This window comes from Streptosporangium sp. G11 (assembly GCF_051192615.1).
Classification (GTDB): Bacteria; Actinomycetota; Actinomycetes; order Streptosporangiales; family Streptosporangiaceae; genus Streptosporangium.
In genome coordinates, this window is the sequence record NZ_JBPJUQ010000020.1 from 109562 (window position 1) to 133368 (window position 23807).

Annotated in this window: 22 protein-coding genes; 13 read left to right on the forward strand and 9 right to left on the reverse strand. The window is 71.3% G+C overall.

What is annotated here, in order from left to right; all coding sequences use genetic code 11:
• Window positions 1-74: 74 nt before the first annotated feature.
• The 3 genes from pcaC to ACSDR0_RS20595 all read left to right on the forward strand — a co-directional run bounded on the left by pcaC (window position 75) and on the right by ACSDR0_RS20595 (window position 2544).
• Window positions 75-575: a 4-carboxymuconolactone decarboxylase gene (pcaC, locus tag ACSDR0_RS20585; RefSeq protein WP_435290465.1), complete on the forward strand. Its 501-nt coding sequence runs from the start codon at window positions 75-77 to the stop codon at window positions 573-575.
• Window positions 559-1365 (forward strand): IclR family transcriptional regulator, encoded by an 807-nt coding sequence (locus tag ACSDR0_RS20590; RefSeq protein ID WP_435290466.1) that lies wholly within the window; start codon window positions 559-561, stop codon window positions 1363-1365. Before pcaC ends, ACSDR0_RS20590 begins: the two co-directional genes overlap by 17 nt.
• Before the next feature lie 189 nt (window positions 1366-1554).
• The gene (locus tag ACSDR0_RS20595) at window positions 1555-2544 is read left to right on the forward strand and encodes a LacI family DNA-binding transcriptional regulator (protein WP_435290467.1); all 990 of its coding nucleotides are present in this window, start codon (window positions 1555-1557) and stop codon (window positions 2542-2544) included.
• Between the two features lie 24 nt (window positions 2545-2568).
• Here the strand turns inward: ACSDR0_RS20595 and ACSDR0_RS20600 are convergent, their stop codons facing one another.
• Entirely contained in the window at window positions 2569-3498 is a 930-nt protein-coding gene (locus ACSDR0_RS20600; protein ID WP_435290468.1) for an SDR family oxidoreductase, read from the reverse strand.
• A 103-nt stretch (window positions 3499-3601) separates the two neighbouring features.
• Here ACSDR0_RS20600 and ACSDR0_RS20605 point away from each other — a divergent pair, with 103 nt between their 5' ends.
• The 7 genes from ACSDR0_RS20605 (at window position 3602) to ACSDR0_RS20635 (ending at window position 9494) form a co-directional block, all read left to right on the forward strand.
• The gene (locus tag ACSDR0_RS20605; protein WP_435290469.1) at window positions 3602-4288 is read left to right on the forward strand and encodes a TetR family transcriptional regulator; all 687 of its coding nucleotides are present in this window, start codon (window positions 3602-3604) and stop codon (window positions 4286-4288) included.
• Between the two features lie 158 nt (window positions 4289-4446).
• Window positions 4447-5286: an ammonia-dependent NAD(+) synthetase gene (nadE, locus tag ACSDR0_RS20610; protein WP_435290470.1), complete on the forward strand. Its 840-nt coding sequence runs from the start codon at window positions 4447-4449 to the stop codon at window positions 5284-5286.
• A gap of 411 nt (window positions 5287-5697) precedes the next feature.
• Window positions 5698-6243 (forward strand): hypothetical protein, encoded by a 546-nt coding sequence (locus ACSDR0_RS20615; RefSeq protein WP_435290471.1) that lies wholly within the window; start codon window positions 5698-5700, stop codon window positions 6241-6243.
• A 192-nt stretch (window positions 6244-6435) separates the two neighbouring features.
• A complete protein-coding gene (locus ACSDR0_RS20620) occupies window positions 6436-6984 on the forward strand; it encodes an EXLDI protein (protein ID WP_435290472.1) in 549 nt (182 codons plus the stop codon).
• Window positions 6985-7108: 124 nt separating this feature from the next.
• Window positions 7109-8080, forward strand: coding sequence for an ATP-binding cassette domain-containing protein (locus ACSDR0_RS20625; RefSeq protein WP_435290473.1), 972 nt, complete (start codon window positions 7109-7111; stop codon window positions 8078-8080).
• Complete coding sequence (locus ACSDR0_RS20630; RefSeq protein WP_435290474.1) at window positions 8077-8880, forward strand: ABC transporter permease; 804 nt, start codon at window positions 8077-8079, stop codon at window positions 8878-8880. The genes ACSDR0_RS20625 and ACSDR0_RS20630 overlap by 4 nt, the downstream gene beginning before the upstream one ends.
• Window positions 8877-9494 carry a DUF1707 SHOCT-like domain-containing protein gene (locus tag ACSDR0_RS20635; RefSeq protein ID WP_435290475.1) on the forward strand — a complete coding sequence of 206 codons (618 nt, stop codon included), beginning with the start codon at window positions 8877-8879 and terminating at the stop codon, window positions 9492-9494. The genes ACSDR0_RS20630 and ACSDR0_RS20635 overlap by 4 nt, the downstream gene beginning before the upstream one ends.
• A gap of 87 nt (window positions 9495-9581) precedes the next feature.
• On the opposite strand, the gene ACSDR0_RS20640 is transcribed toward ACSDR0_RS20635, so the two are convergent.
• Complete coding sequence (locus tag ACSDR0_RS20640) at window positions 9582-10793, reverse strand: MFS transporter (RefSeq protein ID WP_435290476.1); 1212 nt, start codon at window positions 10791-10793, stop codon at window positions 9582-9584.
• Window positions 10794-10859: 66 nt separating this feature from the next.
• On the opposite strand from ACSDR0_RS20640, the gene ACSDR0_RS20645 reads away from it, so the two are divergent.
• Window positions 10860-11846, forward strand: a complete 987-nt coding sequence (locus ACSDR0_RS20645) for an ArsR/SmtB family transcription factor (RefSeq protein WP_435290477.1) — start codon at window positions 10860-10862, stop codon at window positions 11844-11846.
• Window positions 11847-11893: 47 nt separating this feature from the next.
• Here ACSDR0_RS20645 and ACSDR0_RS20650 read toward each other — a convergent pair whose 3' ends face one another.
• The 4 genes from ACSDR0_RS20650 to ACSDR0_RS20665 all read right to left on the reverse strand — a co-directional run bounded on the left by ACSDR0_RS20650 (window position 11894) and on the right by ACSDR0_RS20665 (window position 17517).
• Window positions 11894-12664: a hypothetical protein gene (locus tag ACSDR0_RS20650; RefSeq protein WP_435290478.1), complete on the reverse strand. Its 771-nt coding sequence runs from the start codon at window positions 12662-12664 to the stop codon at window positions 11894-11896.
• A 70-nt stretch (window positions 12665-12734) separates the two neighbouring features.
• Complete coding sequence (locus ACSDR0_RS20655) at window positions 12735-13517, reverse strand: SDR family NAD(P)-dependent oxidoreductase (RefSeq protein ID WP_435290479.1); 783 nt, start codon at window positions 13515-13517, stop codon at window positions 12735-12737.
• 132 nt (window positions 13518-13649) lie between these two features.
• Window positions 13650-14426 (reverse strand): AMP-binding protein, encoded by a 777-nt coding sequence (locus ACSDR0_RS20660; RefSeq protein ID WP_435290480.1) that lies wholly within the window; start codon window positions 14424-14426, stop codon window positions 13650-13652.
• Window positions 14427-15009: 583 nt separating this feature from the next.
• Window positions 15010-17517, reverse strand: a complete 2508-nt coding sequence (locus ACSDR0_RS20665) for a tetratricopeptide repeat protein (RefSeq protein WP_435290481.1) — start codon at window positions 17515-17517, stop codon at window positions 15010-15012.
• 166 nt (window positions 17518-17683) lie between these two features.
• On the opposite strand from ACSDR0_RS20665, the gene ACSDR0_RS20670 reads away from it, so the two are divergent.
• Window positions 17684-19561: an ABC transporter ATP-binding protein gene (locus ACSDR0_RS20670; RefSeq protein WP_435290482.1), complete on the forward strand. Its 1878-nt coding sequence runs from the start codon at window positions 17684-17686 to the stop codon at window positions 19559-19561.
• Here ACSDR0_RS20670 and ACSDR0_RS20675 read toward each other — a convergent pair.
• Both ACSDR0_RS20675 and ACSDR0_RS20680 read right to left on the reverse strand, forming a co-directional pair.
• Window positions 19549-21015 carry a peptidoglycan D,D-transpeptidase FtsI family protein gene (locus ACSDR0_RS20675; protein WP_435290483.1) on the reverse strand — a complete coding sequence of 489 codons (1467 nt, stop codon included), beginning with the start codon at window positions 21013-21015 and terminating at the stop codon, window positions 19549-19551. The genes ACSDR0_RS20670 and ACSDR0_RS20675 overlap by 13 nt on opposite strands.
• 270 nt (window positions 21016-21285) lie before the next feature.
• Window positions 21286-21648: a MerR family transcriptional regulator gene (locus ACSDR0_RS20680; RefSeq protein WP_435290484.1), complete on the reverse strand. Its 363-nt coding sequence runs from the start codon at window positions 21646-21648 to the stop codon at window positions 21286-21288.
• A gap of 417 nt (window positions 21649-22065) precedes the next feature.
• Here ACSDR0_RS20680 and ACSDR0_RS20685 point away from each other — a divergent pair, with 417 nt between their 5' ends.
• Window positions 22066-23004: an aldo/keto reductase gene (locus ACSDR0_RS20685; protein WP_435290485.1), complete on the forward strand. Its 939-nt coding sequence runs from the start codon at window positions 22066-22068 to the stop codon at window positions 23002-23004.
• Between the two features lie 116 nt (window positions 23005-23120).
• Here ACSDR0_RS20685 and ACSDR0_RS20690 read toward each other — a convergent pair whose 3' ends face one another.
• A complete protein-coding gene (locus ACSDR0_RS20690; RefSeq protein WP_435290486.1) occupies window positions 23121-23777 on the reverse strand; it encodes a TetR family transcriptional regulator in 657 nt (218 codons plus the stop codon).
• Window positions 23778-23807 lie beyond the last annotated feature (30 nt).

A 23807-nucleotide genomic window follows, 5' to 3' on the forward strand; every position in this document is an offset into this window, starting at 1 on the left:
ACGGACGGGAACCCGGGGACACGAGCGGGACGAACGGGCGTGCGGCCGGAGACACGAACGGGGAGACGGAGGAGATGAGCGGCACGAACGGGGAAAGCGGGGAGATGAGCGGCACGAACCGGGAGGCCGGGGAAATGAGCGGCACGAACGGGTGGGAGGCCGGAGGAATGAGCGGCACGAACGGGTGGGAGGCCGGGGACGCGACGCGCCGGGCCGTACTCGGTAACGAGCACGTGGACCGCGCCGTCGCGAGCACCACCGCGTTCACCGCGGACTTCCAGGAGTTCATCACCAAGTACGCGTGGGGCGAGATCTGGACCCGCCCCGGCCTGGACCGGCGCACCCGCAGCTGTATCACGCTGGCCATGCTCGCCGCGCTCGGGCACGAGCACGAGCTGGCCATGCACGTGAGGGCGGCGCTCCGCGTCGGCCTGACCGAGGAGGAGATCAAGGAGGTGCTCCTGCAGACCGCGATCTACGCGGGCGTGCCCGCCGCCAACCGGGCGTTCGCGGTGGCACGGGCGGCGCTAGAGTTCGAGCGGAACGAGGAGGACGGGGATGATCGAACCGGTTGACCGTGGCTCGGACCATGTGCAGTCGCTGGCACGCGGGCTTTCGGTGATCAAGGCGTTCAGCGCGACGAGCCCCGAGCTGACGCTCAGCGAGGTGGCCCGCGCGACCGGTCTGACCCGGGCCGCGGCTAGGCGGTTCCTGCTCACGCTCGTTGACCTCGGCTACGTCAGGACCGACGGGCGGCTGTTCGCGCTCTCCCCGCGCATCCTCGACCTCGGGTACGCCTACCTGTCCAGCCTCTCGCTGCCCGAGGTGGCCGAGCCGCACCTCGAACGTCTCGTCGCCGAGGTGCACGAGTCGGCGTCGGTGGCGGTGCTCGACGGCGAGGACGTCGTCTACGTGGCCCGGGTGGCGACCAGCAGGATCATGCGGGTGACCATCAACATCGGCACCCGGTTCCCGGCCCACTGCACCTCGATGGGCCGGGTGCTGCTGGCCTGGCTGCCGCCCGACGACCTCGACGTCTACCTCGCGAACGTCGAGCTCCACAGGTTCACCGCCAAGACGATCACCTCCCCCGCCGCTCTCAGGACCGAGCTCGACAAAATTCGCGCCCAGGGCTGGGCCATGGTCGACCAGGAGCTGGAGGAGGGCCTGCGCTCGATCGCCGTCCCCGTCAGGGAACGCTCCGGACGGGTGACCGCCGCGATCAACATCTCCTCCCACGCGAGCCGTACGACCTCGGAGTCCGCCCGCCGCCACCTGCTCCCGCCGCTGCTCGCCACCGCCGCGCGGGTGGAGGCCGATCTGCACGCGTCGGGCGTCAGGGGCAGCGCCCTGTCCCCCCGCTGACCTGACCCCCTTCCACCACTGACCTGGCCACCCCCCTTCCACCGCGGGCCCGCTGTCCCCATCGCCCCGCGACCCCCGCCCCCATCGCCCCGCGACCGCCGTACCTCCGCCGAGCCCAACGGGCGGCACCGTGCACACCACCTTGATGACAACGTTGTCAGCACGCTGAACCTGGGCGATGATCGGGCCGTGACAGAGAGCTCGCGGGGACGTCCCACCATGAAGGACGTCGCGGCGGTGGCCGGGGTGGCGCTGAAGACCGTCTCCCGGGTCGTCAACGACGAGCCGGGGGTCGCCCCCGCCACCGCGGAACGGGTCACGGCCGCCATCGAGCGGCTCGGCTACCGGCGCAACGAGAGCGCCCGCGTCCTGCGCCGGGGCAGGACCGCGAGCATCGGCCTGGTGATCGAGGACGTGGCCGACCCCTTCTCCTCCGGGCTCGGCCGCGCGGTCGAGGACGTGGCGCTCCGGCACGGCTCGCTGGTGTTCAGCGGCTCCTCGGGGGAGGATCCCCGGCGCGAGCGGGAACTGGTCCTCACCTTCTGCTCCCGCGGCGTCGACGGCCTGATCATCGTGCCCGCCGGGACCGACCACGGTTATCTGCGGCCCGAGCTCGACGCGGGCGTCCCCGCCGTCTTCGCCGACCGTCCGGGCGGGCTGGACACCGACACGGTGCTCTGCGACAACGCCGGAGGCGCGCAAGCCGGGGTGGCCCACCTGATCCGGCACGGCCACCGCCGCGTCGCCTTCGTCGGCAACAGCGCGTCCATCTTCACCTCCGGTGAGCGCCTGCGCGGCTACCGTCGCGCCCTCGGGGAGGCGGGCCTGGCGTTCGACGCCTCCCTGGTCGCGACCGGTCCCGCCGAGCAGGCCGGTCCCGCCCTGGTCAGGATGCTCTCCGGCGACGACCCGCCCACGGCGGTGTTCACCGGCAACGGCCGGATCACCGTGGCCGCGCTGCGCACGGGACACCGGCCCGCCCTGGTGGGCTTCGACGACTTCGAACTGGCCGACCTGCTGAGCCCCGGCGTGACCGTGGTGGCCCAGGACCCGGTCCGGCTCGGCGGCACCGCCGCCGAGCTGCTCTTCCGCCGCCTCTCCGGCGACCTCGGTCCCCCCGAACGGATCGAGCTGCCGACCCGGCTCATCCGCCGGGGCTCGGGAGAGCTCCCGCCGTGACCGGCTTCCGTACGACGTGAACGGTCAGGCGACGTGGGCGGGCAGGGCGACGCCGGTGAGGCGCTCGGCCTCGGCCCACAGCCGGGCGTTGGTCGCGGAGTCCAGCGCCCTGCGAGGCACCCGGGCGGTGACGGTGGGGCCGACCAGGCCGAATCGCCCGCCGGGACCGTAGTAGCCGCCCGCGACGGCGTCGGGGCTGGTCGCGGCGTACAGCAGCGGCTCGGTGCCCGGCTCGACGTCCTGCGACGGCAGAAAGTCGATGGCGTTGAACAGGGTGCGCAGGCGCGACGGCCTGTCGCGCCCGAGGCTCGCGCCCGCCGTCTGCAAGTTCGTACGGGTGTAGCCGGGGTGGGCGGCGGTGCTCAGCACGTTCCAGTTCCGCTGGACGGCGAGGGCGGCGAGGTGCCGGGTCAACATGAGGTCGGCGAGCTTGGACTGGGCGTAGGCGAGGCCGGGGCTGTAGCGGCGCTCAAACTGCAGGTCCTCGAAATGGATCCGGCCGAAGTGGGCCGTGCCGCTGCTCATGGTGACCACGCGCGGCGCGGCGGCGGCGAGCACCGTCGGCAGGAGCCGGACCGTCAGGGCGAAGGGACCGAGATAGTTGCTGCCGAACTGCAGCTCGAAGCCGTCTGCCGTGGTCATGCGGGTGGGCGGGGACATCACCCCGGCGTTGTTGACCAGCAGGTCCAAAGGGGTGCCCTCTGCGATGATCCCGTCGGCGAACTCCTTGACCGACGCCAGGTCGGCCAGGTCGATCCTGCGCACCTCGAGCCGGGCGTGCGGGTGCCGGGCCAGGATCTCGGCGCGGGCCCGCTCGCCCTTGGCGACCGTGCGGACGGCCATCACGACGCGTGCCCCGGCGTCGGCGAGACGCCGGGCGGCCTCCCTGCCCGTGCCGCTGTTGGCGCCGGTGACGACGGCGAACCTGCCGCTCTGGTCGGGGACGGCGTACATGGCGACTCCTCGGGTTTCCCTTAAAGACTGACGGTCTGTTGACGGGAACGCTAGCAGACTACCGGTCTGTTAACAAGGGACCGCCGGTCTGTAGACTGCGGGGATGACGACCTTCCAACGCGCGCGCAGCGAGGAGCAGCGCGCGGTGCGCAGGCGGGCGATCCTGGACACCGCGGCCGCGATGCTGGCCGAGATGCCGGTGGCGCAGATAAGCCTCAACGAGCTGAGCCGGCGCGTCGGCCTGGCCAAGTCGAACGTGCTGCGCTACTTCGAGTCGCGCGAGGCCGTGCTGCTCGAACTGCTCGACGTCGCCTCGCAGGAGTGGCTGGGAGGGCTCGGCGGCGCGCTCGCCACCGCGGTCGACGCCGGCACACCGTACGAGCGTGGCGACCAGGTGGCCGCCACGCTCGCGACCTCGCTGGCGGACCGCCCGGTCCTGTGCGACCTGCTCGCCTCCCAGGCCGCGGTGCTGGAGCACAACGTCTCCCCCGAGGTCGCCGCACGGTACAAGCGCACCTCCATCGCCAACGCCATCACCCTGAGCGGGCTGATCGGCGAGCACATCCGCGAACTGGGCGAGCACGACGCGATGAGGTTCACCGCCGCCACCGTCATGGTGACCGGTGCTGTGTGGACCCACTCGCGCCCGGCGGCCGCGATGCTGGCCGCCTACGACGCCGACCCGTCGCTGGCCGCCATGCGGATGGACTTCACCACGGCCCTCCGCGAGACGCTCGAAGTCCTGATCACCGGCCTGCTCGCGCGCCCATCCCACCGAGGCGAGGCATAGCCCGAGGAAGCCCCCGCGGAGGAGTGTTCCACGAACGTCCCGCTGATCTGAGAGCTTGGGGAAGGGGCCGGCGGGTGACCGGCCGTTCCGCGCGGTGTGGCCGCGGCGGTTCTCCTGGCCTCATCGGCCAGGATCTCGGCGATCGGTACTGTATGGGGATGGCGAACCTACGGGAGCAGATTCTCACCGAACTCGGCGTCAAGGCGACCATCGTCCCCAAAGTCGAAATCCGGCAGCGGGTCGACTTCCTCAAGAGCTACCTGCGGTCGACCCCGGCCAAGGGTTACGTGCTCGGGATCAGTGGCGGCCAGGACAGCACGCTGACCGGCAGGTTGTGCCAGCTCGCCGTCGAGGAGCTGCGCGCCGAAGGGCACGAGGCCACCTTCGTCGCGGTGCGGCTGCCCTACGGCGTGCAGGCCGACGAGCACGACGCGCAGATCGCGCTGGCGTTCATCCGGCCCGACCGGTCGATCACGGTGAACGTCAAGCCGAGCTCGGACGCCGTCGCCACCGAGACGGCACTCGGCCTGCGGGAACTGCTGGGCGATGAGCCCAAGCTGCGGGACTTCGTGCGTGGCAACATCAAGGCCCGCGAACGCATGGTGATCCAGTTCTCGATCGCCGGGCAGCTGGGCCTGCTCGTCGTGGGCACCGACCACGCGGCCGAGGCGGTGACCGGTTTCTTCACCAAGTACGGCGACGGCGGTGTCGACATCACCCCGCTGACCGGACTGACCAAGCGCCAGGGCGCCGCCCTGCTGCAGGAGCTGGGCGCACCACCGAGTGTCTGGGAGAAGGTGCCGACCGCCGACCTTGAGGACGACCGGCCCGCACTGCCCGACGAGATGGCACTCGGCCTGAGGTACGCCCAGATCGACGACTATCTGGAAGGTGTCGACGTCGCGCCGGACGTGGCGGCGAAGGTGGAGTCGTTCTACCTCGCGACCCGGCACAAGCGGGCCGTTCCGGTCACCCCACTCGACGACTGGTGGTGTTGATCCCGGCCGTGACCTCGAAGCGTCACCGGAGAGCGGCAGGGGGCGGCATCGTTCTCTCGAAGCCCGTGATCAGGTGCCCGATCACCGCTCCGCAGCGTGGACGGGGCGTATGACAAACGGGTGGCGAAAATACTGATCGCGTGCGGACGACGTCCGAGCACCGAGCGCGACCGCGAGAAGAACCAGACGAGATGTTCGCGCCACGACAGGCGCGCCGGCGCGGGGTTGGTCGTGGCGACGACGGGCATACCGACCTCATTGCCGACTCGGGGGAGAACGCATGTCACAGGGGTGAAAGCCGGTCGTTCGGCGGCGCCCGCGGGCGCGGGCCATCGCGGGACCGGGACGCGTCCACGATCCGGTCGTCCTCCTCCGCTCCGATGACGCGGCACCGGCGGGGAGGCGGCGACCGTGAGCCTGACGGCCGGAATCCTCGCGGGCGCGGCGGGCACCACCGCGCTGAACATCGCCGGCTATCTGGACATGGTCGTACGCGGCCGGCCCGCGAGCGAACTACCGGCCCAGGCCGCGGGCAGGCTGGCCGACCGCGCGGATGTCGACCTCGGCCCGGAGGGGACCGCCGACAGCAGGCGCGAGGGCCTGGGCGCGCTGCTCGGGTACGCGACGGGCCTGGGAGTCGGCGCCCTCTACGGCCTGCTCGCCGAAGACCGGCGCCTTCCTCCGCCGGTGGCCGCCCTGGGGTTGTCGGCGATGGCGATGACCGCGAGCGTCGTCCCTCTCACCGCGTTCGGCCTGACCGCCCCGCGCGACTGGAGCGCGTCGTCGTGGGTCTCCGACATCGTCCCGCACGCGGCCTACGGCCTGACGGCCGCGATAGCGTACGACCGCCTGACCCGCGGAGACGTTCGCCTGCCTTCCGGCCCTCGGGCCCCCTTCCTCATCGCCCTCACGAGGGGTCGCAACAGCTTGAGCAGGTCGATCCGCCGGCCGACGTAGGCGCCCTCATCACCCCCTACGAGGGGTCGCGTCTCCTTCCCAGGACGACACCTGGGCCACCTGGGCCGGTTCTCCCTCAGAGCGACGACCAACCGGCGAGAAGTCACGACATAACGCGAAATTCAGGAAGGGTCTTGCCGTGCGTCTCACTCTATACGTAGGCTTATACGTATACGGGATGAGGATGGAACGATGCCCAATAAAACGATCTACGTCTCGGACGAGGATCTGCCCCTGTTCCAGCGGGCACAGGAGCTCGCCGGAGGCAAGCTGTCGACGGCGATCAGCTTGGCGCTGCGGCGCTACGTCGAGATGGAAGAAGGCCGCCAGGAGGGCTACGAAGAGATCATCGTGCAGGTCGGCCAGGGCGGCACGGGCCGCAAGCAGCGCTTCTCCGGGGTGCTGCTCGGCGAGTGGGGACGCACGACGGGCAGCCGGGTGGAGATGTTCCGGGTGTACCGCTCCCGTAAGGACAAATACGTCCTGCACGTGGACCGCTCGCCCGACTGGACGGACAGCCTGACATCAGGGTCCGACAACTGGCTGGAGGGTCTCCTCTCCCGCGGCGCGTGGCGGACCTATCTCGGCCTGGCCGACTCGAGCTGGGGCTTCATCCAGGGCGAGGCCACGCTTGAGGTCGTGAACACCTTCCAGGAGCTGCGAGGCAGGATCCCGGACGAGTTCTACGACCTGATCGCCGACATGGCCGAGCGTCCCGCCGTGGAGGACCTCGACATCTAACTCCACCAGCCCCGGCTGACAAACGCGTCCGGACGGTCGAAAGGCGACCGCCCGCTATCCCGTCACGCCCTCATCCCCCTCCCCACCCCCTCATCCCACCGAAACGAACGAAGGAGAAAACCGCATGCCCCCCGCGATCATGGCCGAAGGGCTGGTCAAGAAGTACGGCGACGTCGTCGCCCTCGACGGGCTCGACCTGTCCGTCCCCCAGGGCACGGTGTTCGGCCTGCTCGGCCCCAACGGCGCAGGCAAGACCACGGCCGTGCGAATCCTGACCACCCTCCTGAAACCGGACTCCGGCCGCGCCACGGTCGCCGGGTTCGACGTCGTCGCCGACGCGCACCGGTTACGTGGCCACATCGGCGCCTCCGGCCAGTACGCCGCCGTCGACGACCACCTCACCGGTGCCGAGAACCTGGAGATGGTCGGCCGCCTCTACCACCTCGGTATCAAACGCAGCAAGCAGCGAGCCCGTGACCTGCTGGAACGCTTCGACCTGACCGAGGCGGCCGACCGCCCCGTGCAGGGCTACTCCGGCGGCATGCGACGCCGCCTCGACCTGGCCGGAGCGCTGGTCGCCGACCCGCCCATCCTGTTCCTCGACGAGCCCACCACCGGCCTCGACCCCCGAGCCCGCGTGAGCCTGTGGGACGTCATCTCCGAGCTCGTCGCCGACGGCACCACCGTGCTGCTCACCACGCAGTATCTGGAGGAGGCCGACCGGCTGGCCAGGACGATCGCGGTGGTCGACCACGGCCGCGTGATCGCGCTCGGCACCTCCGACGAGCTCAAGGACCAGGTCGGCGGCGACCGCGTCGAGCTGACCATGACCAGCGCCGCCGACCTGGACGTCGTGCGGCGCACGCTGGCTCCCCTGGCCGTGGGGGAGATGCGGACCGACGCCACCGCGCTCCAGCTGACGATCCCGGTCAGCGACGGCACGGCCTCACTCACCAAGGCCCTGGACCACCTGGCCGCCGAACGCGTCGCCGTACGCGACGCCGGACTGCGGCGGCCGACGCTGGACGAGGTGTTCCTGACCCTCACCGGACACCAGGCCGGCGAGCTCACCACGACGAAGGAGCAGAGCCGATGAACGCCCTCCAGATGGCGGTCGCCGACGGCATGACGATCACCAAGCGCAACGTCCTCAAGATCAAGCGAGCCCCCGACCTGCTGGGCGGCGTGATCATCCTTCCGATCGTGTTCGTGCTGCTGTTCGCGTACGTCTTCGGCAGCATGATGAGCCTGCCGGGCATGTCGTACCAGGAGTACATGATTCCCGGGATCTTCGTCCAGACGATCGTGACGAGCGCGCAGATCACCGGCTACACGCTCACCCTGGACCTGCAGAAAGGCATCTTCGACCGGTTCCGCACACTGCCCATGTCCCCGTCGGCGGTGCTGACCGGCCAGACCTCCAGCGACGTCCTCATGAACGCGAGCAGCGTCATCGCGATGACCCTCGTCGGGCTGGTCGTCGGCTGGCGCATCCACTCGGAACCGCACCGGGCCGTGCTGGGCTTCCTGCTGCTCCTGCTGTTCGCGTACGCGTTCTCGTGGGTGACCGCGGCGGTCGCGCTGGCCCTGCGCAAGCCCGAGGTCTTCAACAACATCGCCACCATCGTGTCGATGCCGCTGGTCTTCCTGTCCAACGCCTTCGTCGACAGCACCCGCCTGCCCGGGCCGCTGCAGGTCGTCGCCGAGTGGAACCCCGTCTCCGCGGTCGTCCAGGCCGCTCGCGAGCTCTTCGGCAACACCAACGCGGCCATGCCGGTGCCCGCTGCCTGGCCGCTCCAGCACGCGGTGCCGGCGACGCTGCTCTGGTCGGCACTGCTCCTGGTCGTGTTCGTGCCCCTGTCCATCCGGCTGTACAAGAGGGCGGTCAGCCAATGACCGAGCTCGGTGACGACAGGCAGACGAAGGCGCGGATGGAACCGCGGATACGCGTCTCCGACGGAGAGCGCGACAGGGTCGTGCACCAGCTCCAGCAGGCGTTCGCCGACGGTCGCCTCACCCCCGGCGAGATGGAGGAACGGCTCGAACGCGCGCTCACGGCGAGGTCCCACGGCGATCTGCTGCCGGTGGTCGCCGACCTGCCGGACGGCCCGGACGACTCGGACGATTCGGACGGCTCGGACGGCTCGGACGACGTGCTCCGGCTGGCGTCCACGGGCGGACGTATCAGGCGGTCGGGCGACTGGCAGGTCCCGCGCCTGCTGCGCGTCGAGTCCGAGTACGGCGGGGTGCGGCTCGACCTGTCCCAGGCCCTCGTACGGCATCCGCGGATCGACATCGAGCTCCGGCTCACCTACGGCTCCGCCGCGATCGTCCTGCCGCCCGGCGCGACCGCGAACGTCGACGAGGTGCGCACCGAATGGGGCGGCGTGACCTGCGCGGTGCCCGGCCGCGCACGTCCGGGCAGGCTGCACGTCCAAATCGCCGGAGAGTTCGGCTACGGCCGCCTGCGCGTCCGCACCTCGCGCGGGTGGCCCGGCACCCGCCTGTGAGGCCGCCCCCCACCGGGCAGGGCACCGAGAGCGTGAGCCGGCCGCGCCGGGTTCGCCGGTCAGGCTCCCCTGGGGCGGTGGAAACCGTCACGCGGGTCGCCGCGTGACGGCTCTCAGCGACCGGTGCAGGACGAGGGAGGAGATGACGGTCGCGGCTCCCGTGACGACGATGGCCGTGTGCGGGGAGGTCAGCTCGGCGGCCAGGCCGACCAGGGCACCGCCCACGGCCTGGCCGGTCATCATTCCCGCCGCGGCCAGGCCGAAGGCCTGACCCCTGACCGGTTCGGGCACCGCGTCCACGAACCACCGCTGCAACCCCAGCTGGCAGGCGGTCGACGCCGCGGCGGAGAGCAGCACGATCAGCGCGGCTCCGGCGAGCCCCGGCTGGGCGGCGAAGGCGAGCAGGGGAAGGCCCGACACGACCGCGAGGGGAAACGCCAGCCGTTCCCTGCCGGTGGGCGAGACGAACCGGCCGACGACGAAGCTTCCGGCCGCCAGGCCGACGGAGGCGGCGGCGAGTGCGAGACCGGCGGAGTTCCCCAGGTAAGGGATCAGCATCGCCTCGGCACCCACCACGAGCGAGACCGGCAGCCACTGCGCGAGCAGCAGGCCGCGTACCCGGGGGTCCGCCAGCAGTGCCCGGTTGACCCGCAGCGTCTCCCGTACGGCGCCGTCGCCCTCCGGCTTCCCCGCGCTCGCGTTCCGGGCGGGGAAGTCGGGAAGGCCGTAGCGCAGCACCACGGCCGCCAGCGCGGACAGCGCGGCGGTGACGGCCAGCGCCCCCGCAGGTCCCGCGAGGGCGAGGATGGCGCCGCCCGCCGCCAGGCCGCCGATCTGGGCCCCCGCCGCCGTCACGTTCAGTACGGACCTGGCCAGGACGAACGCGTCGCCCGGCAGCAGGTCGGGCAGGAGGGCGCTGCGCGCCGCCCCGAAGACCGGGGAGAACAGCCCGGTGGCCAGGACCAGGACGAGCATCGCCCAGATGGGCAGCCCGGCGAAGGCCAGGAGCAGGCAGGTCACCACCCGCAGCAGCTCGCCGGCGATCATCAGCGCGCGCGGCCGGATCCGGTCGGCCAGCGAGAGCAGGAACGTCCCGCCGACGATGTAGGGAAGGAAACCCAGCATGTACGCCGCCGCCGACAACCCCGGCGAGCCGGTTCGCGCGTAGACCAGTGCCGACAGGGCCAGCATCTTGACCTGGTCCCCCGCCACCAGGAGGGTGAAGCCTCCGAACAGGACACGAAACTCCCGGCTCGCGAAGACCTCCGTGTAGGTCGCGCCGCGCTCTTGTGTGGTCATGGACACGATGGTGGAAGGCACCGGGACGGCTGACTAAGCTTTCGGATATATCCGAAAGGTCGCCCAGTGGTCCTCCGCATCGAGGTCAGCCCGCACGACATCATGGCCAGCAGGTTCGCCATCTCCCCGCTCATCGTGACCAAGCACGCGCTCTGGATCCTCTCCGGCAGGAGGGAGGCCGGGGAGTGGCGAGCGTGGGCCGGCAGGATGCGGGAGCCGTACGGGAAGCTGCTGCTCGCGCACCCGGGGCTGGGTGCCATGGTGACGCTGTTCCGCGAACGGCACTACAACGCCGACTTCCCCGCGCCGCCGCCGAACGGGGTGAACACCCCGTTCGAGGCGGAGATCGCGGTGGTGCGCGCCACCCCGGTGGCGCGGGCGCACGACGAGATCACCAGGAACCTGGAGGGAATGCCGCGTCCTTCGGAGCCCGTCGGGGACGTGCTGTTCTCACCGGACGTCGTACGGCTGTTCGCCGAGGCGCTGAGCGCGATCTGGGAGGAGATCGTCTCCCCCGCGTGGCCGCGCTTCCACGCGATCCTGGAACGGGACGTGGTCCAGCGGGCGGGCCGCCTGGCGACCTACGGCTGGGCCGCGGCACTCGACGACCTCAGCCCCCGGGTCCGGTGGCATCCCGACGGTGTCATCGAGGTGCTTTCCAGGAACACCGACGAGATCTACCGGCTCGACGGGCGCGGGCTGCTCTTCATCCCGACCGTGTTCCCCACCGGGGTCGGCTCCTACCTGGAGGAGCACTGGCCGTACGCGATCAGCTACCCGGCCCGGGGCACCGGCATCCCGCCCGAGACGCCGGACGGCCTGGCCGGGCTGATCGGCAGGACCAGGACCCGCCTCCTGCTGGAGCTGGCGACCCCGGCGACCACCACCCAGCTCGTGACCCTGCTGGAGCTGAGCCTGGGGACCGTAGGCGGTCACATCTCCGCCCTGCGCAGGGCCGGCCTGGTCACCGGGAGCCGCACCGGCCGCGGCGTCCTGTACCACCGCACCGCGCTGGGCGACTCCCTGGTCAGCCCCTCGGGACTCCGGCCCTGAGAAGCCGGGCCTCCCCGTGACACGAAGCCGGAACGTCAGGACCGGGTTCAGGGAGTACCGCGATACCCGGCGGCGCGTAGCCGCGTGGCGATGCCGTCCAGGCCGCAGGGATCGGCCCAGCGGGAGGCCGGATTGATCTCCTCCATGCCCCCGATCACCCGCAGGCCCCTGCCGAGGAGCGCTCCCTGCGGATGGGTCGTGTAGATCGGCGTCCCGGCCGGAAGAGCCGCACGATCCTCGATCGTGGGCCACTCCCGCCGGGTGTCCTGGGAGACGAACAACAGGATCTCGGTGCCCTCGGGCAGCCCCCTCCGGAAGTCGGCCACCGAGTGAACCGGGGTCTGATTCCTCCATATCCCGCCCTGGAAGAACTTCACGTGGACCAGGCCGGGTGACCGGCCCTTGAACCGCTCGGTCACCCGTACCGGCATCAGCACGTAGTGCGTACGGTCGCCGGGAATCCCCTCCTCGACGACCGGTCCCGGTACGAAGTCCTTGACGGTTCCCGCGACGACCAGCGGCATCTTCGCCGCGAGTTCCTCCGGGGAGTTGAGGGGGTCGTAGTCGAAGGCGACCTGCCGGAGCAGTTTGACGTCCAGCTTCCTGGAGGGGGCCGGAGCACACCCGGATCCGGACGTCGCCTCCGCCGCAGCCTGCGTCTCCGCCGAGGCCGGAGTCGAAGCCGGAGCCGGAGCCGAGATCGCGGCCGAGGCCGAGGCGGAAGCGGAGACCGCTGGTGCGCCCGCGCTCCGAGCCGTGGTCGCGGGCGCGCCGCAGGCGGTCAGCACGATGAGGAGAGGGAGGATGGCCGGTCGCATGACGATGAAACGTCGGCGGGCCTCGTCCGGTTCACCCCTTCAGGGCCGGATTCCGTCCGCGACGGCGCACTCACGTCGCGTGCGACGGGAGCGGGACGCCGGTCAGCTTGGCGCACGCGTCGAGGAGGCCGTCCTGCACCTCGGGCGACCGCGCGGCGGGATGGGCGAAGCACGGTTCCTGGTGGTGGAAGTAGCCACCGGTCACCATGGCCTTGGGGTCCTGGCTCGTGGCCAGCCATACCTGCGTCACGGGCCCCAGGGAGAGGTCGTCGGGCGCGCCGGGGCCCCCCATCTTCGTCGGGACCCAGCCGGGTTCGAGGGCGTTGGACAGCACGTCCGGCCATCGGCGGGCGACCGCGAACGCCAGGACGACGTCCAGCAGCTTGCTGTCGGCGTACGCCCGCGAGCCGTCCCAGCTCCGGGCGGTCCACTGGAGATCGTCCAGCCTGGGATCCCCGCCGCGATGCATGCCGGAGCTGAGGTAGACCAGCCGGGCGGGCGGGGTGACGAGTGCCGTGAGCAGGTACGGGGCGAGCACGTTGACCGCGAACACGTGGGCCAGGCCGTCGGCGGTCTCGATCCTGCTCGGCTCCCGGTATCCGACGGCGGCGTTGTGGATGACCGCGTCGTACCGGCCCAGCTTGTTGGCCTGAAGGGCCACGGACCGCATTCCCTCGACGGTCGTCAGGTCGCCGATGACGACGGCCTCCGCCTCCGGCAGCGCGTCGCGCGCGTCACCGGCGCGGGTGTCGTTGCGCGCGTGCAGGGTGACGCCGTGGCCGTCGGTGGCCAGCAGCCGGGCGGCCATGAGCCCGAGGCCGTCGGTGGAGCCGGTGATCAGAATGCGCGCCATGAAAACGATCCCCTTTTGAGAACATGCTGGTCGTTAACTACCCACGGGACGGGGGCACACGCCGCGGGGCGAGCAGGGGACACGCGGACACGACCATTCCCGGAGATCCGCGAGACGGTCCGGGCAAAGATCTCAGACGCGCTGGACGGCCCCGTCGGACAGCGCCACGACGGTGACGCCGAAGTCGTGGATGGTCGCCGACAGCTCGTCGGACGAGAGGCCGGGAGCCACGACGACGAGGGAGCCGCGCATCAGCGCCAGCCCGATCAGCGTCGTCAGGGCCAGGCTGCACCTCAGGGGCCAGGTCACCAGGAGGACGTCGGACTTCCCCAGCTCGGCGCCCTCGTCGAGCACGTGCATCCGCGTGATCAGGTCGTGGTGGGTGAGCACGCCCCCGTCGTCGATCAGGAGGGCGGGCTGCACCGCCGGATCGAGGAAGGGCAGCGGGACGGGCTCGAGGAGCAGCAGGTCGGCGAAGTCGACGGTGTCACGGGCCTGGCCGAACGCGATCACCTGCCGGACCCGCGAGTCCTCCACCGCTCGCAACGACGCGTCCGCCAGGCGCGGGGTGGTGATGAGCAGCCGCGCGTCCCACTCGGCCAGCAGGTCGGCCATCTCCTCGCCCCCGGAGGTGATCGGCGCCGCCACACCTCCCGCCGCGATGACCGTGTGCACCGCCAGCGTCTGGGCCACCGCGCTGTCCACGTGGATCCCGGCCACCTGGCGTCGCCTGGCTCCCCGCCTCACCAGGCCCGACGCTCCCCGCGTCACCTCCGCGGCCAGACGACGGTAGCCGTACACCACTCCGGCGCCGAGGTCGATCAGTGCGGGCCGATCACCTCGACCGTGTGCGTAGCCGAACACCGCTTCGGTGAGGGTGCAGCTGGTTGACGGAGAGGTGCGTCTCATTCCGCAGACGGTAGGGCCGTTCCATCCGTACGGGCATCCGCAGATGTATGTAGATGACTGTGTATTCGGCTTCCCGCCCCCGGCGGGCGCCCGGTCCACGGGCTTCGAAGCCCCGGCGGACGCCCGGCCCGCGGAATCCGAAGCCTCCGCGGGCGCCCGATCCCGGGCTCCGAGGCCTCGGCGAGAAGGAGAAACCAGGAGAGGAACCCGGAAAAGCGATGGGCGGGCCCGAGCCCTGCGCGACTCGAGCCCGCTGTCGCATGACCCATGCCCCAGGTCCCCACCCCTCCGAGGAGATCTGGGCCATCAAGCAGGGACACGCGACGTCCGCAGCGTGCTCGACCGAGACGCCCGGGATGGTGTGGACCTGCCGTCCCGGACCGGAACTGTGACCGGCACGGTGCGGAAGGCTGGACGTCATCGGTCGAACACCAGGAAAACGTACGGTGTGCGGCGGGCACGGCACATGCTCCGGACTGCGTATCCCGAGATGTATCTTCACACCTTCGAATGTGTAGTCCGGAGTATGTAGAACTCACGCGCGCGAGAAGGGGCGCGTGAACCGGCGGGCCGGCCGCGCGGGCTATGAGCGGTTCTGCTCGATGACCCAGGTGGCCACCTGCGTACGCGAGGAGAAGCCCAGCTTGGCCAGGATGTTGGCGACGTGCCGGGCCGCGGTGGCAGGGCTGATCACCAGGTCGTCGGCGATGGCCTTGTTGCTCATTCCCCTGGCGATCAGCTCGGCGATCTCCCATTCCCGGCAGGTGAGCGTGGTCAGCGGGGCGACGACCGGATGCTTGCCGAGCAGCGCGGGCGTCTCGTACGGCTCGTCGAACTGCAGGGCGTAGCGGACGGCCTGCTCCTGGGACATCTCCTGGCCGTGCGCCCACAGCTGGGCGACCAGCGCGTCACCGAGGCGCACCCGGGCGGGCTGGAGCAGCTCCTCCATCCGCGCCCCGAACCCGGGCGGCAGCACGGCGCCGCTCATCGCGCTCCTGATCGCGGCGGAGGCGCCGGCCAGGCGCACCGCCCGGCGGTCGTCCTCCTCGGCGAGCGCGAGCTGCGCGAGGGTCTCGATGCGGCGGGCCACGCCGAGCCGCTGGCCGGTGCCGATGCAGAGCCGCAGGCTCTCGGTCAGCCTGATCCGCGCGGTGGCGAGGTCTCCCTGGGCCAGTGCGATCCGGCCCAGCCCCGACAGGCAGGTGATGGCCTGCCAGTGGGCGGTGATGTCCTGGAGCATGTCGAGGGCGCGTTCGTAGTGGGCGCGGGCCTCCGTCAGATCGCCGCGCAGCCAGGCGACCTGGGCCAGGCCGATGAGGGCGACCGGCGCGGCCCAGTGGTTGTCGAGCTCGTGGGCGATGGCCAGCGCGGCCTCGAAGGATCGCTGCGACTCCTTCGCCCTGCCCTCGGACAGCGCGAACGTGCCCTCCATGGAGCGGATGACCGTCTCGTGCCAGGGGTCGTCGACCGTGCGCACGGCCTCCAGCGCGTCGTCCAGCAGGGATCTGGCCCTCTCGGGGCGCCGCTGGTATATGGCCACCCAGGCGAGGATGGCCAGCGCGCCGCTGAGCGGCCCGTACAGGCCCGCCTCGCGGCACAGGTCGACCGCGGCGGCGCAGGCGATCTGCGCGGTGTCGGGGTCGCCCTGACCGAAGGCCACCTGCCCGCGCAGCGCGAGGGCGTCGCCGCGCACGCACGGCGTCAGCTCCTCGGGGGCGGCGTCGAGCAGGCGGTCGAGCCACTTGTCGGCCGGGGTGAACCTTCCCCCGGCGATGATCGGCCAGCGCAGCAGGACGAGGAGGCGCAGCGCGCTCTCGGGGTCGCCCGCGGACTCGACCGACCAGCGCACCGCCGCCCACACGTTGGCCTGGAGCTCGTCCAGCATGACGAGCATCGGGCAGATCTCGGCCCAGGTCGGGCGGGGGCGCCGGACGATCGTCTGGTGGATCCGGGCGGCGACCTCGATCATGTGGTCGCGGTGCAGCCGCCGGAACTCGGGCTCCTCGCCCGAGGCGTCGAGCTGCTCGGTGGCGTACTCGCGGATCGTCTCCAGCATGCGGTAGCGCGTCTCGCCCGCCACCTCGGCGTCGGCCAGGACCAGCGACTTGTCGACCAGGTCGCAGAGCACCCCCAGGACGTCCTCCGCCCACAGCGCGTTGCCCGCGCAGACCTGCTCGGCCATGTCGAGCGTCCACCCGCCGGTGAAGACCGCCAGCCGGCGCAGGAGGATCCGCTCGGGCTCGTTGAGCTGCTGGTAGCTCCAGTCGACGGTCGCCCTGAGCGTCTGCTGCCTGGCCGGGGCCGTCCTGTCGCCCGCGGACAGCAGCCGGAACCTGTCTCTGATCCTGGCGTTGATCTGCTCCACGGTCAGCACCCTGCACAAAGCGGCGGCGAGCTCGATGGCGAGCGGCATCCCGTCGAGCGCCTCGCAGAGCCCGGCGATGTCGGCCGCGTTCTGCTCGGTGACGGAGAAGGCCCGCGAGGCGGCGGTGGCGCGGTCGGCGAAGAGCCGCACCGCCTCGCTGGTGCCGAGGAAGAGCCGCACCGCCTCGCCGGTGCCGAGGTCGTGGCCGCCACTCCTGGGCAGGGTGAGCGGCGGCACCCGCCACACGGTCTCCCCCGCCACCCGGAGCGGCTCGCGGCTGGTCGTGAGCACGCGTACGTCGGGGCAGACGGTGAGCACGGCGCGGCAGAACCTCGCGGACTCCTCGATGAGCGACTCGCAGTTGTCCATGACCAGCAGCAGCCGCCGGTCGCCGAGGGCGTCGATCAGGGTGTCGGCCAGCGCGCGGGACGGCTCGGCCTTGACTCCGAGCACGGCGGCCACCCGGGGCTCGATCTGGTCGCCGCGCACCGCGTCGGCCAGCTCGACCAGCCAGACGCCGCCGGGGAACTCCCCCGCCACCTGGCTCGCGACCCGGACCGCCAGCCTGCTCTTGCCGATGCCGCCCGCCCCGCAGAGCGTCACCACCCGGGCGACGCCCAGCAGGTCGGTGAGCTCTTCCACGTCGGCTTCGCGCCCCACGAAGCCGTTGGGTTCGAGGGGAAGGTTGCCTCCGGTGAGGGAGGCGTGTGTGCTGTGCTGGGTCATCGGCTCTTAAATAGGTCGCGGGTAGAACCGTCACAGAAAGTGTGACATCAATTACCGAACCATGCCCAGTCTTAGACCTTTTCCGGCCTATGGATTACCCTGCCCCGCCGTGACCGCCCACGGCCATCCGATGGCCATCACCGGTGCGGCGACTCACACTGCTCCCATGACAGACTCCCCCACCGACCAGGCCCCCGAGATCGGCGAGATCAGCGTCTCCGACTGGTACGCGCACACCGACAAGATGGCGAAGGTCGGATTCCTGACCATCGCCCGCAGGCTTCCTGCACTGGTGTCGCAGGCCGTCAGGCTGGCGTGGCTGGCCGACCCCCGCGACACCGTCGTCGCGATCGCCCTGAGCCTGCTGAGCGGGGCGTTCACCGCGTTCGGGCTGCTCGCCACGACCGGGGTGCTGTCGGCGCTGTTCGCGGCGGGGCCGACCCCCGACCGGGTACGGGCCGCCCTGCCCAGCCTGATCCTGGTGGGGGTGGCCGCGGCCCTGCGCACCCTCACGCAGGCGGGCGCGGGCTGGGCCCAGTCGCGACTGGAGCCCCAGGTGGGCCGGATCGCCGAGGAACGCCTGTACGGGCTGACCAGCCAGGTCGGCCTCGCGGCCTTCGACGACCCCGACTTCCACGACGCGCTCCAGCGGGCCAGGGCGCGCGGGGTCGCCGTCGCGGACGAGGTGGTGAGCACGGCCATCAACACACTGACCGCGATCATCGGCATCGTCGCCGCGGCCGGCGTGCTGGGGGTGCTCCACCCGGTCCTGCTGCCGCTGCTCGTGCTGGCGGTGCTGCCCGACGCGTGGGCGGCGGTCCGCTCAGCGCGCATGCGCTACACGACGATGTACGCCCTGATCCCGGCCAGGCGCCGCAAGTGGATCATCGCGGAGCTGCTCGCGGACCGCGATCCGGCCGCGGAGGTGCGCTCGTTCACCATGCGCGACTTCCTGCTGCGGATGTACGACGCGGTGGCGACGGCCGAGCAGACCGTCATGCTCGGCCTGGCACGGCGGCAGGTCCTCGCGCGGGTCGTCGGCGAGGCACTGGGCGGCATCGGCACGGCCATGGTCTACGTCGCCCTGGGCGTGCTGCTGGCGGTGGGGGCGGTCCCCCTGGCGGTCGCGGGCACCGCCGTGCTGGCGATCCGTTCGGGCCAGACCTATCTGGCCAACCTGATGTACGCCACGAACCGCCTCTACGAGGAGGGCCTGTACTTCACCGACTTCCTCGACTTCTGCGCCGAGGCCGAGGGCAGGCTGCCCGCCGGACGCCCGGCGAAGGCACCGGAGGGCTTCGAGCGGATCACCGCCGAGGACGTCGTCTTCACCTATCCGGGCTCCACCGGCCCGGCGCTCCAGGGGCTCACGGTGACCATCGGCAGGGGCGAGGTGGTCGCCCTCGTCGGGGAGAACGGCTCGGGCAAGACCACGCTGGCCAAGATCCTGTCCGGGCTGTACGAACCGGACGGCGGCCGGGTCAGCTGGGACGACACCGACCTGGCGGACGTCGATCCCGACGAGCTGCGCGACCGCATCGCGGTCATCGCCCAGGACCACACGCGCTGGCCGCTGACCGCCCGCTACAACATCAGCATGGGTACCGACAAGGGGGAGCCCGCGCTCGTCGCGGCGGCCGAGGTCGCGGGCGCCGACCAGGTGGTGGCCGAGCTGCCGCACGGCTACAGCACCCTGCTCGACCGGCGCTTCAAGGACGGCCACGAGCTGTCCGGCGGCCAGTGGCAGCGGATCGCGGTGGCCCGCGGTTTTCATCGGGACGCCCCGCTGCTGATCTGCGACGAGCCCACCGCGGCCCTGGACGCCCGCGCCGAGCACGCCCTGTTCGAGCGCATCCGGCAGCACGCCGACGGGCGCACCGTGCTGTTGATCACCCATCGGCTGGCGAGCGTCCGCTACGCCGACCGGATCTACGTCCTCGACCACGGCAGGGTCGTCGAGCACGGCACCCACGACGAGCTCATGACCCTCGACGGCCTCTACGCGGACCTCTACGGCCTCCAGGCCAGGGCCTACTCGGCCTGACCGCCCAGGAAGGCCTCGATGACGGCCCTGGCGATGGGGGCCGCCACCCGCCCGCCCGGCCCGTCGCCCTCGACCAGGACCCCGACGGCGATCCGGGGGGAGACCGCCGGGGCGAAGCCGCTGAAGATCGCGTGGTTCTCCCCCGGGGCGACGTTCCCCGCCGCACCGGTCTTGCCCGCGACCTTCACACCCCGGACGGCCGCTGCGGCACCGGCGCCGCCCCTCCCGGTGACGGCGATCATCATCTCCGTGAGCCGTTCGGCCTCCTCGGCGCTGAGCGTGCGGCGGTACGGCGAGGGCTCGGTCACGTCGATCACCGTGCCGTCGACAAGGCGGACCTCGTCCACGAGGTGCGGGCGCATCAGCGAGCCGTCGTTGGCCACCGCCGCCGCGATCATCGCGATCATGAGCGGGGTGGCCCGCACGTCGAGCCTGCCCAGCGCCGACATCGCGGTCCGCGCGTCGTCCAGCAGGGGAGGGTAGACGCTCCTGACCACCGGCATCGGCACCTCCAGGTCGTCGGTGTCGAATCCGAAGGCCTCGGCCTGCTCGCGCAGCGCGTCGTGGCCGAGGTCGACCCCGAGCTTCGCGAAGGGGATGTCGCACGAGAGCCTGAACGCCTGGAACAGGGGAAGGGCGCCGTCACCGCAGGCGGCGGCGCCGAGGTTGCGCAGGTAGGTGCCGCTGCCGGGAAGGCGGAAGGACTTCGGGGCGCCGACGGGGGTGTCGAGGTCGTACCGCCCCGAGCCGAGCGCCGCCGCGCCGGTGATGACCTTGAACGTGGATCCCGGCGGGTAGGTCCGCTGGATCGCCCGGTTCAGCAGCGGGTCCTCGGGGTCGCCCCGCAGCCGCTTGTCCACCCTGTCGAGTGTGGCCGCGTCGAAGCTCGTGTAGAGGTTCGGGTCGTACGAGGGCAGCGAGACCATGGCCAGGATCGCGCCGGTGCGGGGGCTGATCGCGACGACGGCACCGGGCTTCCCCGTGGCGCGTAGCCCGTCGTAGGCGGCCCGCTGTGCGCCGCGGTCGACGGTGAGCCGGAGTGTGGCGCCGCCGCGGGTGCCTTCGAGCAGCCCGCGCACCTTCACCCGGGGGTCGTTCCCGGACAGCAGGGCCTCCTCGGCCTGCTCGACGCCGCCGGTGCTGTAGGGCGAGAAGTGCCCGGTGATCGCCGCGTAGAGCGGACCGCCGGGATAGACCCTCCGGTACCGGTACGTGGCGTTCCTGGCCTTGCGGCTGGTCGCGATGACGGTGCCGTCGCGGAGCAGGATCCTGCCCCGGGGACTCTCGAAGCGCGCGATCATCGTCCGCTGGTTGCGCGGGTCCTCCTTGAGCTGCTCGGAGTCCAGCGCCTGGAGGTAGGTCACGTTGGCGAGGAGGGCGAACAGCATTCCTCCGCACATCAGGGCGACATGGCGCAGCGGAATGTTGATCCGGCGCGCGCGCGGTGCGACCATGACCCCTCCCCGGACACCCGATCCCGATACCGGTTTAACAGCCGGACCGAAAAGGGCACCTCGACCAGGGGCAAAGCCGCCGTACGGCTTCCGAACGGCCATAAACCTCAGGGTTTACGGCCGGCACGAATCGCGCGGTCATCCGCCTTCCCGCCGACGCGGGCCGCGCGCTTTCCGACCTTCCGCCAAGGCGAGTCGCATGGTTTTCGACCCTCCGCCAAGGCGGGCCGCGCGGTTCTCGCCTTCCCGCCGACATGGGTCGCGCGGTTTCTAGTCGACCACCGAGCGGTAGTACGCGATCTTGTTTTGGATCGCCGCCTGCTTCTCGCGCAGGTTCTCGACCTGCTCCTGCACCCGCCGGTCGTGGGCCTCGAGCAGCGCGATGCGGTCGCGGACCGTGTGGTCACCCGCCCTGGCCATCTCGGCGAAGCGGAGCATCTCCGCGATCGGCATGCCGGTGTCGCGCAGACAGCGGACCATGCCGAGCCAGCCGACGTCCTTCTGGGTGAACCGGCGCTGCCCGGCCGCGTTGCGGCCGATCGACTCGAGCAACCCGATCCGCTCGTAGTAACGAAGCGTGTCGAGGCTGAAGCCGGTCTCCTCCACCACCTGTCCCGGTGTGTACACGCTCACACCCGTGGGCCCCATCAAATGACCACCTAACCGAAAGTCGTCCCTGCCGACCTGCCGCCACCGGCGGATCGGCACAATCAAAAACGGCCCCGAGTCGGTGCACCACACATCGACTTAGAGCCGTGACCCATTCACCTAGAAGGTTTAGTAGCGACAAACCTATACACAACCCTACCGACGCCCCCGTGGCCGTCACAAACGTTTTCCCGATCGGGGAATCGGCGCCGCGGCCTCACATGCTCCGCGACGAGCCACGGCGGTGAACCGGCGGCCGGACGCGAGCCGGTGGCCGGACGCCCGAGGAAACGGTCGTTCGGCGTCGCGGTATGCCGCCCAGAGCCCGCTCCGGGCCGAGTTCCATCGTCTTCGGGCGGCCCACTTGCCCTGGAGTCCACTCCAGCGTCCAGGGTGATGTCCATGACTCACATCCCCCTCGCCCTGGGCACCATCCCCTTCGGCACGACCCTCGACGACAGGGCCGTCTTCGCGATCCTCGACCGGTTCGCCGACGCCGGAGGCGCCCTGCTGGACACCGCGAACAACTATCCGTTCTGGAACGAGGGCGCCACCGGCGACGAGAGCGAGCTGGCCATCGGCCGCTGGCTGGCCGCCCGGGGCAACCGCGACCGGATGGTGCTGAGCACCAAGTGCGGCGGACGGCCGACCGTCCCCGGTGACCGGACCCTGGACTCCGCCGAGGGCCTGTCCGCCACGGCGATCGCCGCCGCCGCCGAGGGCAGCCTGCGGAGGCTGGGCACCGACCACGTCGACGTCTACTGGGCGCACATCGAGGACCGCTCCGTTCCCCTGGAGGAGACCCTGGGCGCCTTCGCCGAGCTGGTTCAGGCGGGCAAGGTCCGCGAGATCGGCGCGAGCAACGTACCGGCCTGGCGCCTGGAGCGCGCCCGCGCCACCTCGCGGGCGAACGGCCTGCCGCTCTACACCAACGTGCAGCTCCGCCACACCTACCTGCGGCCCCGGCCCGGGGTACGGCTACCGGAATCGGGTCACGTCCTGGTCCAGGACGACATGCTCGACTATCTGCGCTCGGAGCCCGGCCTGACCCTGTGGGCGTACAACACGCTCATGTTCGGCGCCTACACCCGCGAGGACCGCCCGATCCAGGACATCTACGATCACCCGGGCACCGTGCGCGGGCTCGCCGTGCTGCGGGAGATCGCGGGCGAGCTGGGCGCGACCGTCAACCAGGTGGTGCTGGCCTGGCTGATCGGCGGTGACGTGACCACGGTCCCGATCGTCGGCGTGAGCTCCCTGGCCCAGTTGGAGGAGGCCCTGGGCGCCCTGGACCTCAAGCTCGACGGCGAGCACCGCGCCCGCCTGGACGCCGCCCGCTGACAGCGCGCCCTGACGCCACCCACTGACGCCGCCCGCTGACAGCGCGACCCGCAATGACCGGTCCCGCCGACGGGTCGGCGGGACCGGCGGACACCGATGGGAACCGGTGGGAGCCGTCATTCCTGGGGCAGGTGCGCCGACAGGTAGCGGCGGACCAGGTGCTTGCACTCGGCGATCAGCTCGGGATCCCCGTCGGGCAGGGAGCGGAAGGCGAGTTTGAGCACCGCGTCGGCGGCCTCGACCGCGACGAAGAGGGCCCGGTCCAGATCAGGCCCGATCGGGGCGCCGAGCACGTCGACGGTGATGGTGCGGAGCCGGTCGGCCACGATGGCGTTGTTCTCCAGCGCGGCGTCGAGCATGCGATCGGTCCCCTTGAGGATGGGACCGCCGGGGGTGGCGAGCACTCCCCCGAAGTCGACGACCGCGAACCCCGGTGTGGAGCGCTTCATCGCGACGAACTCGTCGATCGCGAGGTCGACCATCTCCGTCCACTCGGACAGCCGCACCTCGGAGAGCCTGGCCGTGACCCGGGCGAGGAACGCGTCCAGGTTGCGCAGCGCCAGCGCGCGTACAAGCCCCTGTTTGTCGGGGAAGAACTGGTAGAAAGTGCCGATCGGCACCTCTGCGCGGCGCGCGACCTCCTTGGTGGTCAGTGCCTCGTAGCCGACCTCGTCCAGCAACCGCGCGCACTCGTCCAGCATGCGCTCCACCCGTTCCAGGCTGCGGCGCTGGGCGGGTCGGCGGCGAAGCGTTCCCCCGGAGACGTTCGTCATCTCCCCATCATCCCCCACGACAGGCCCGAG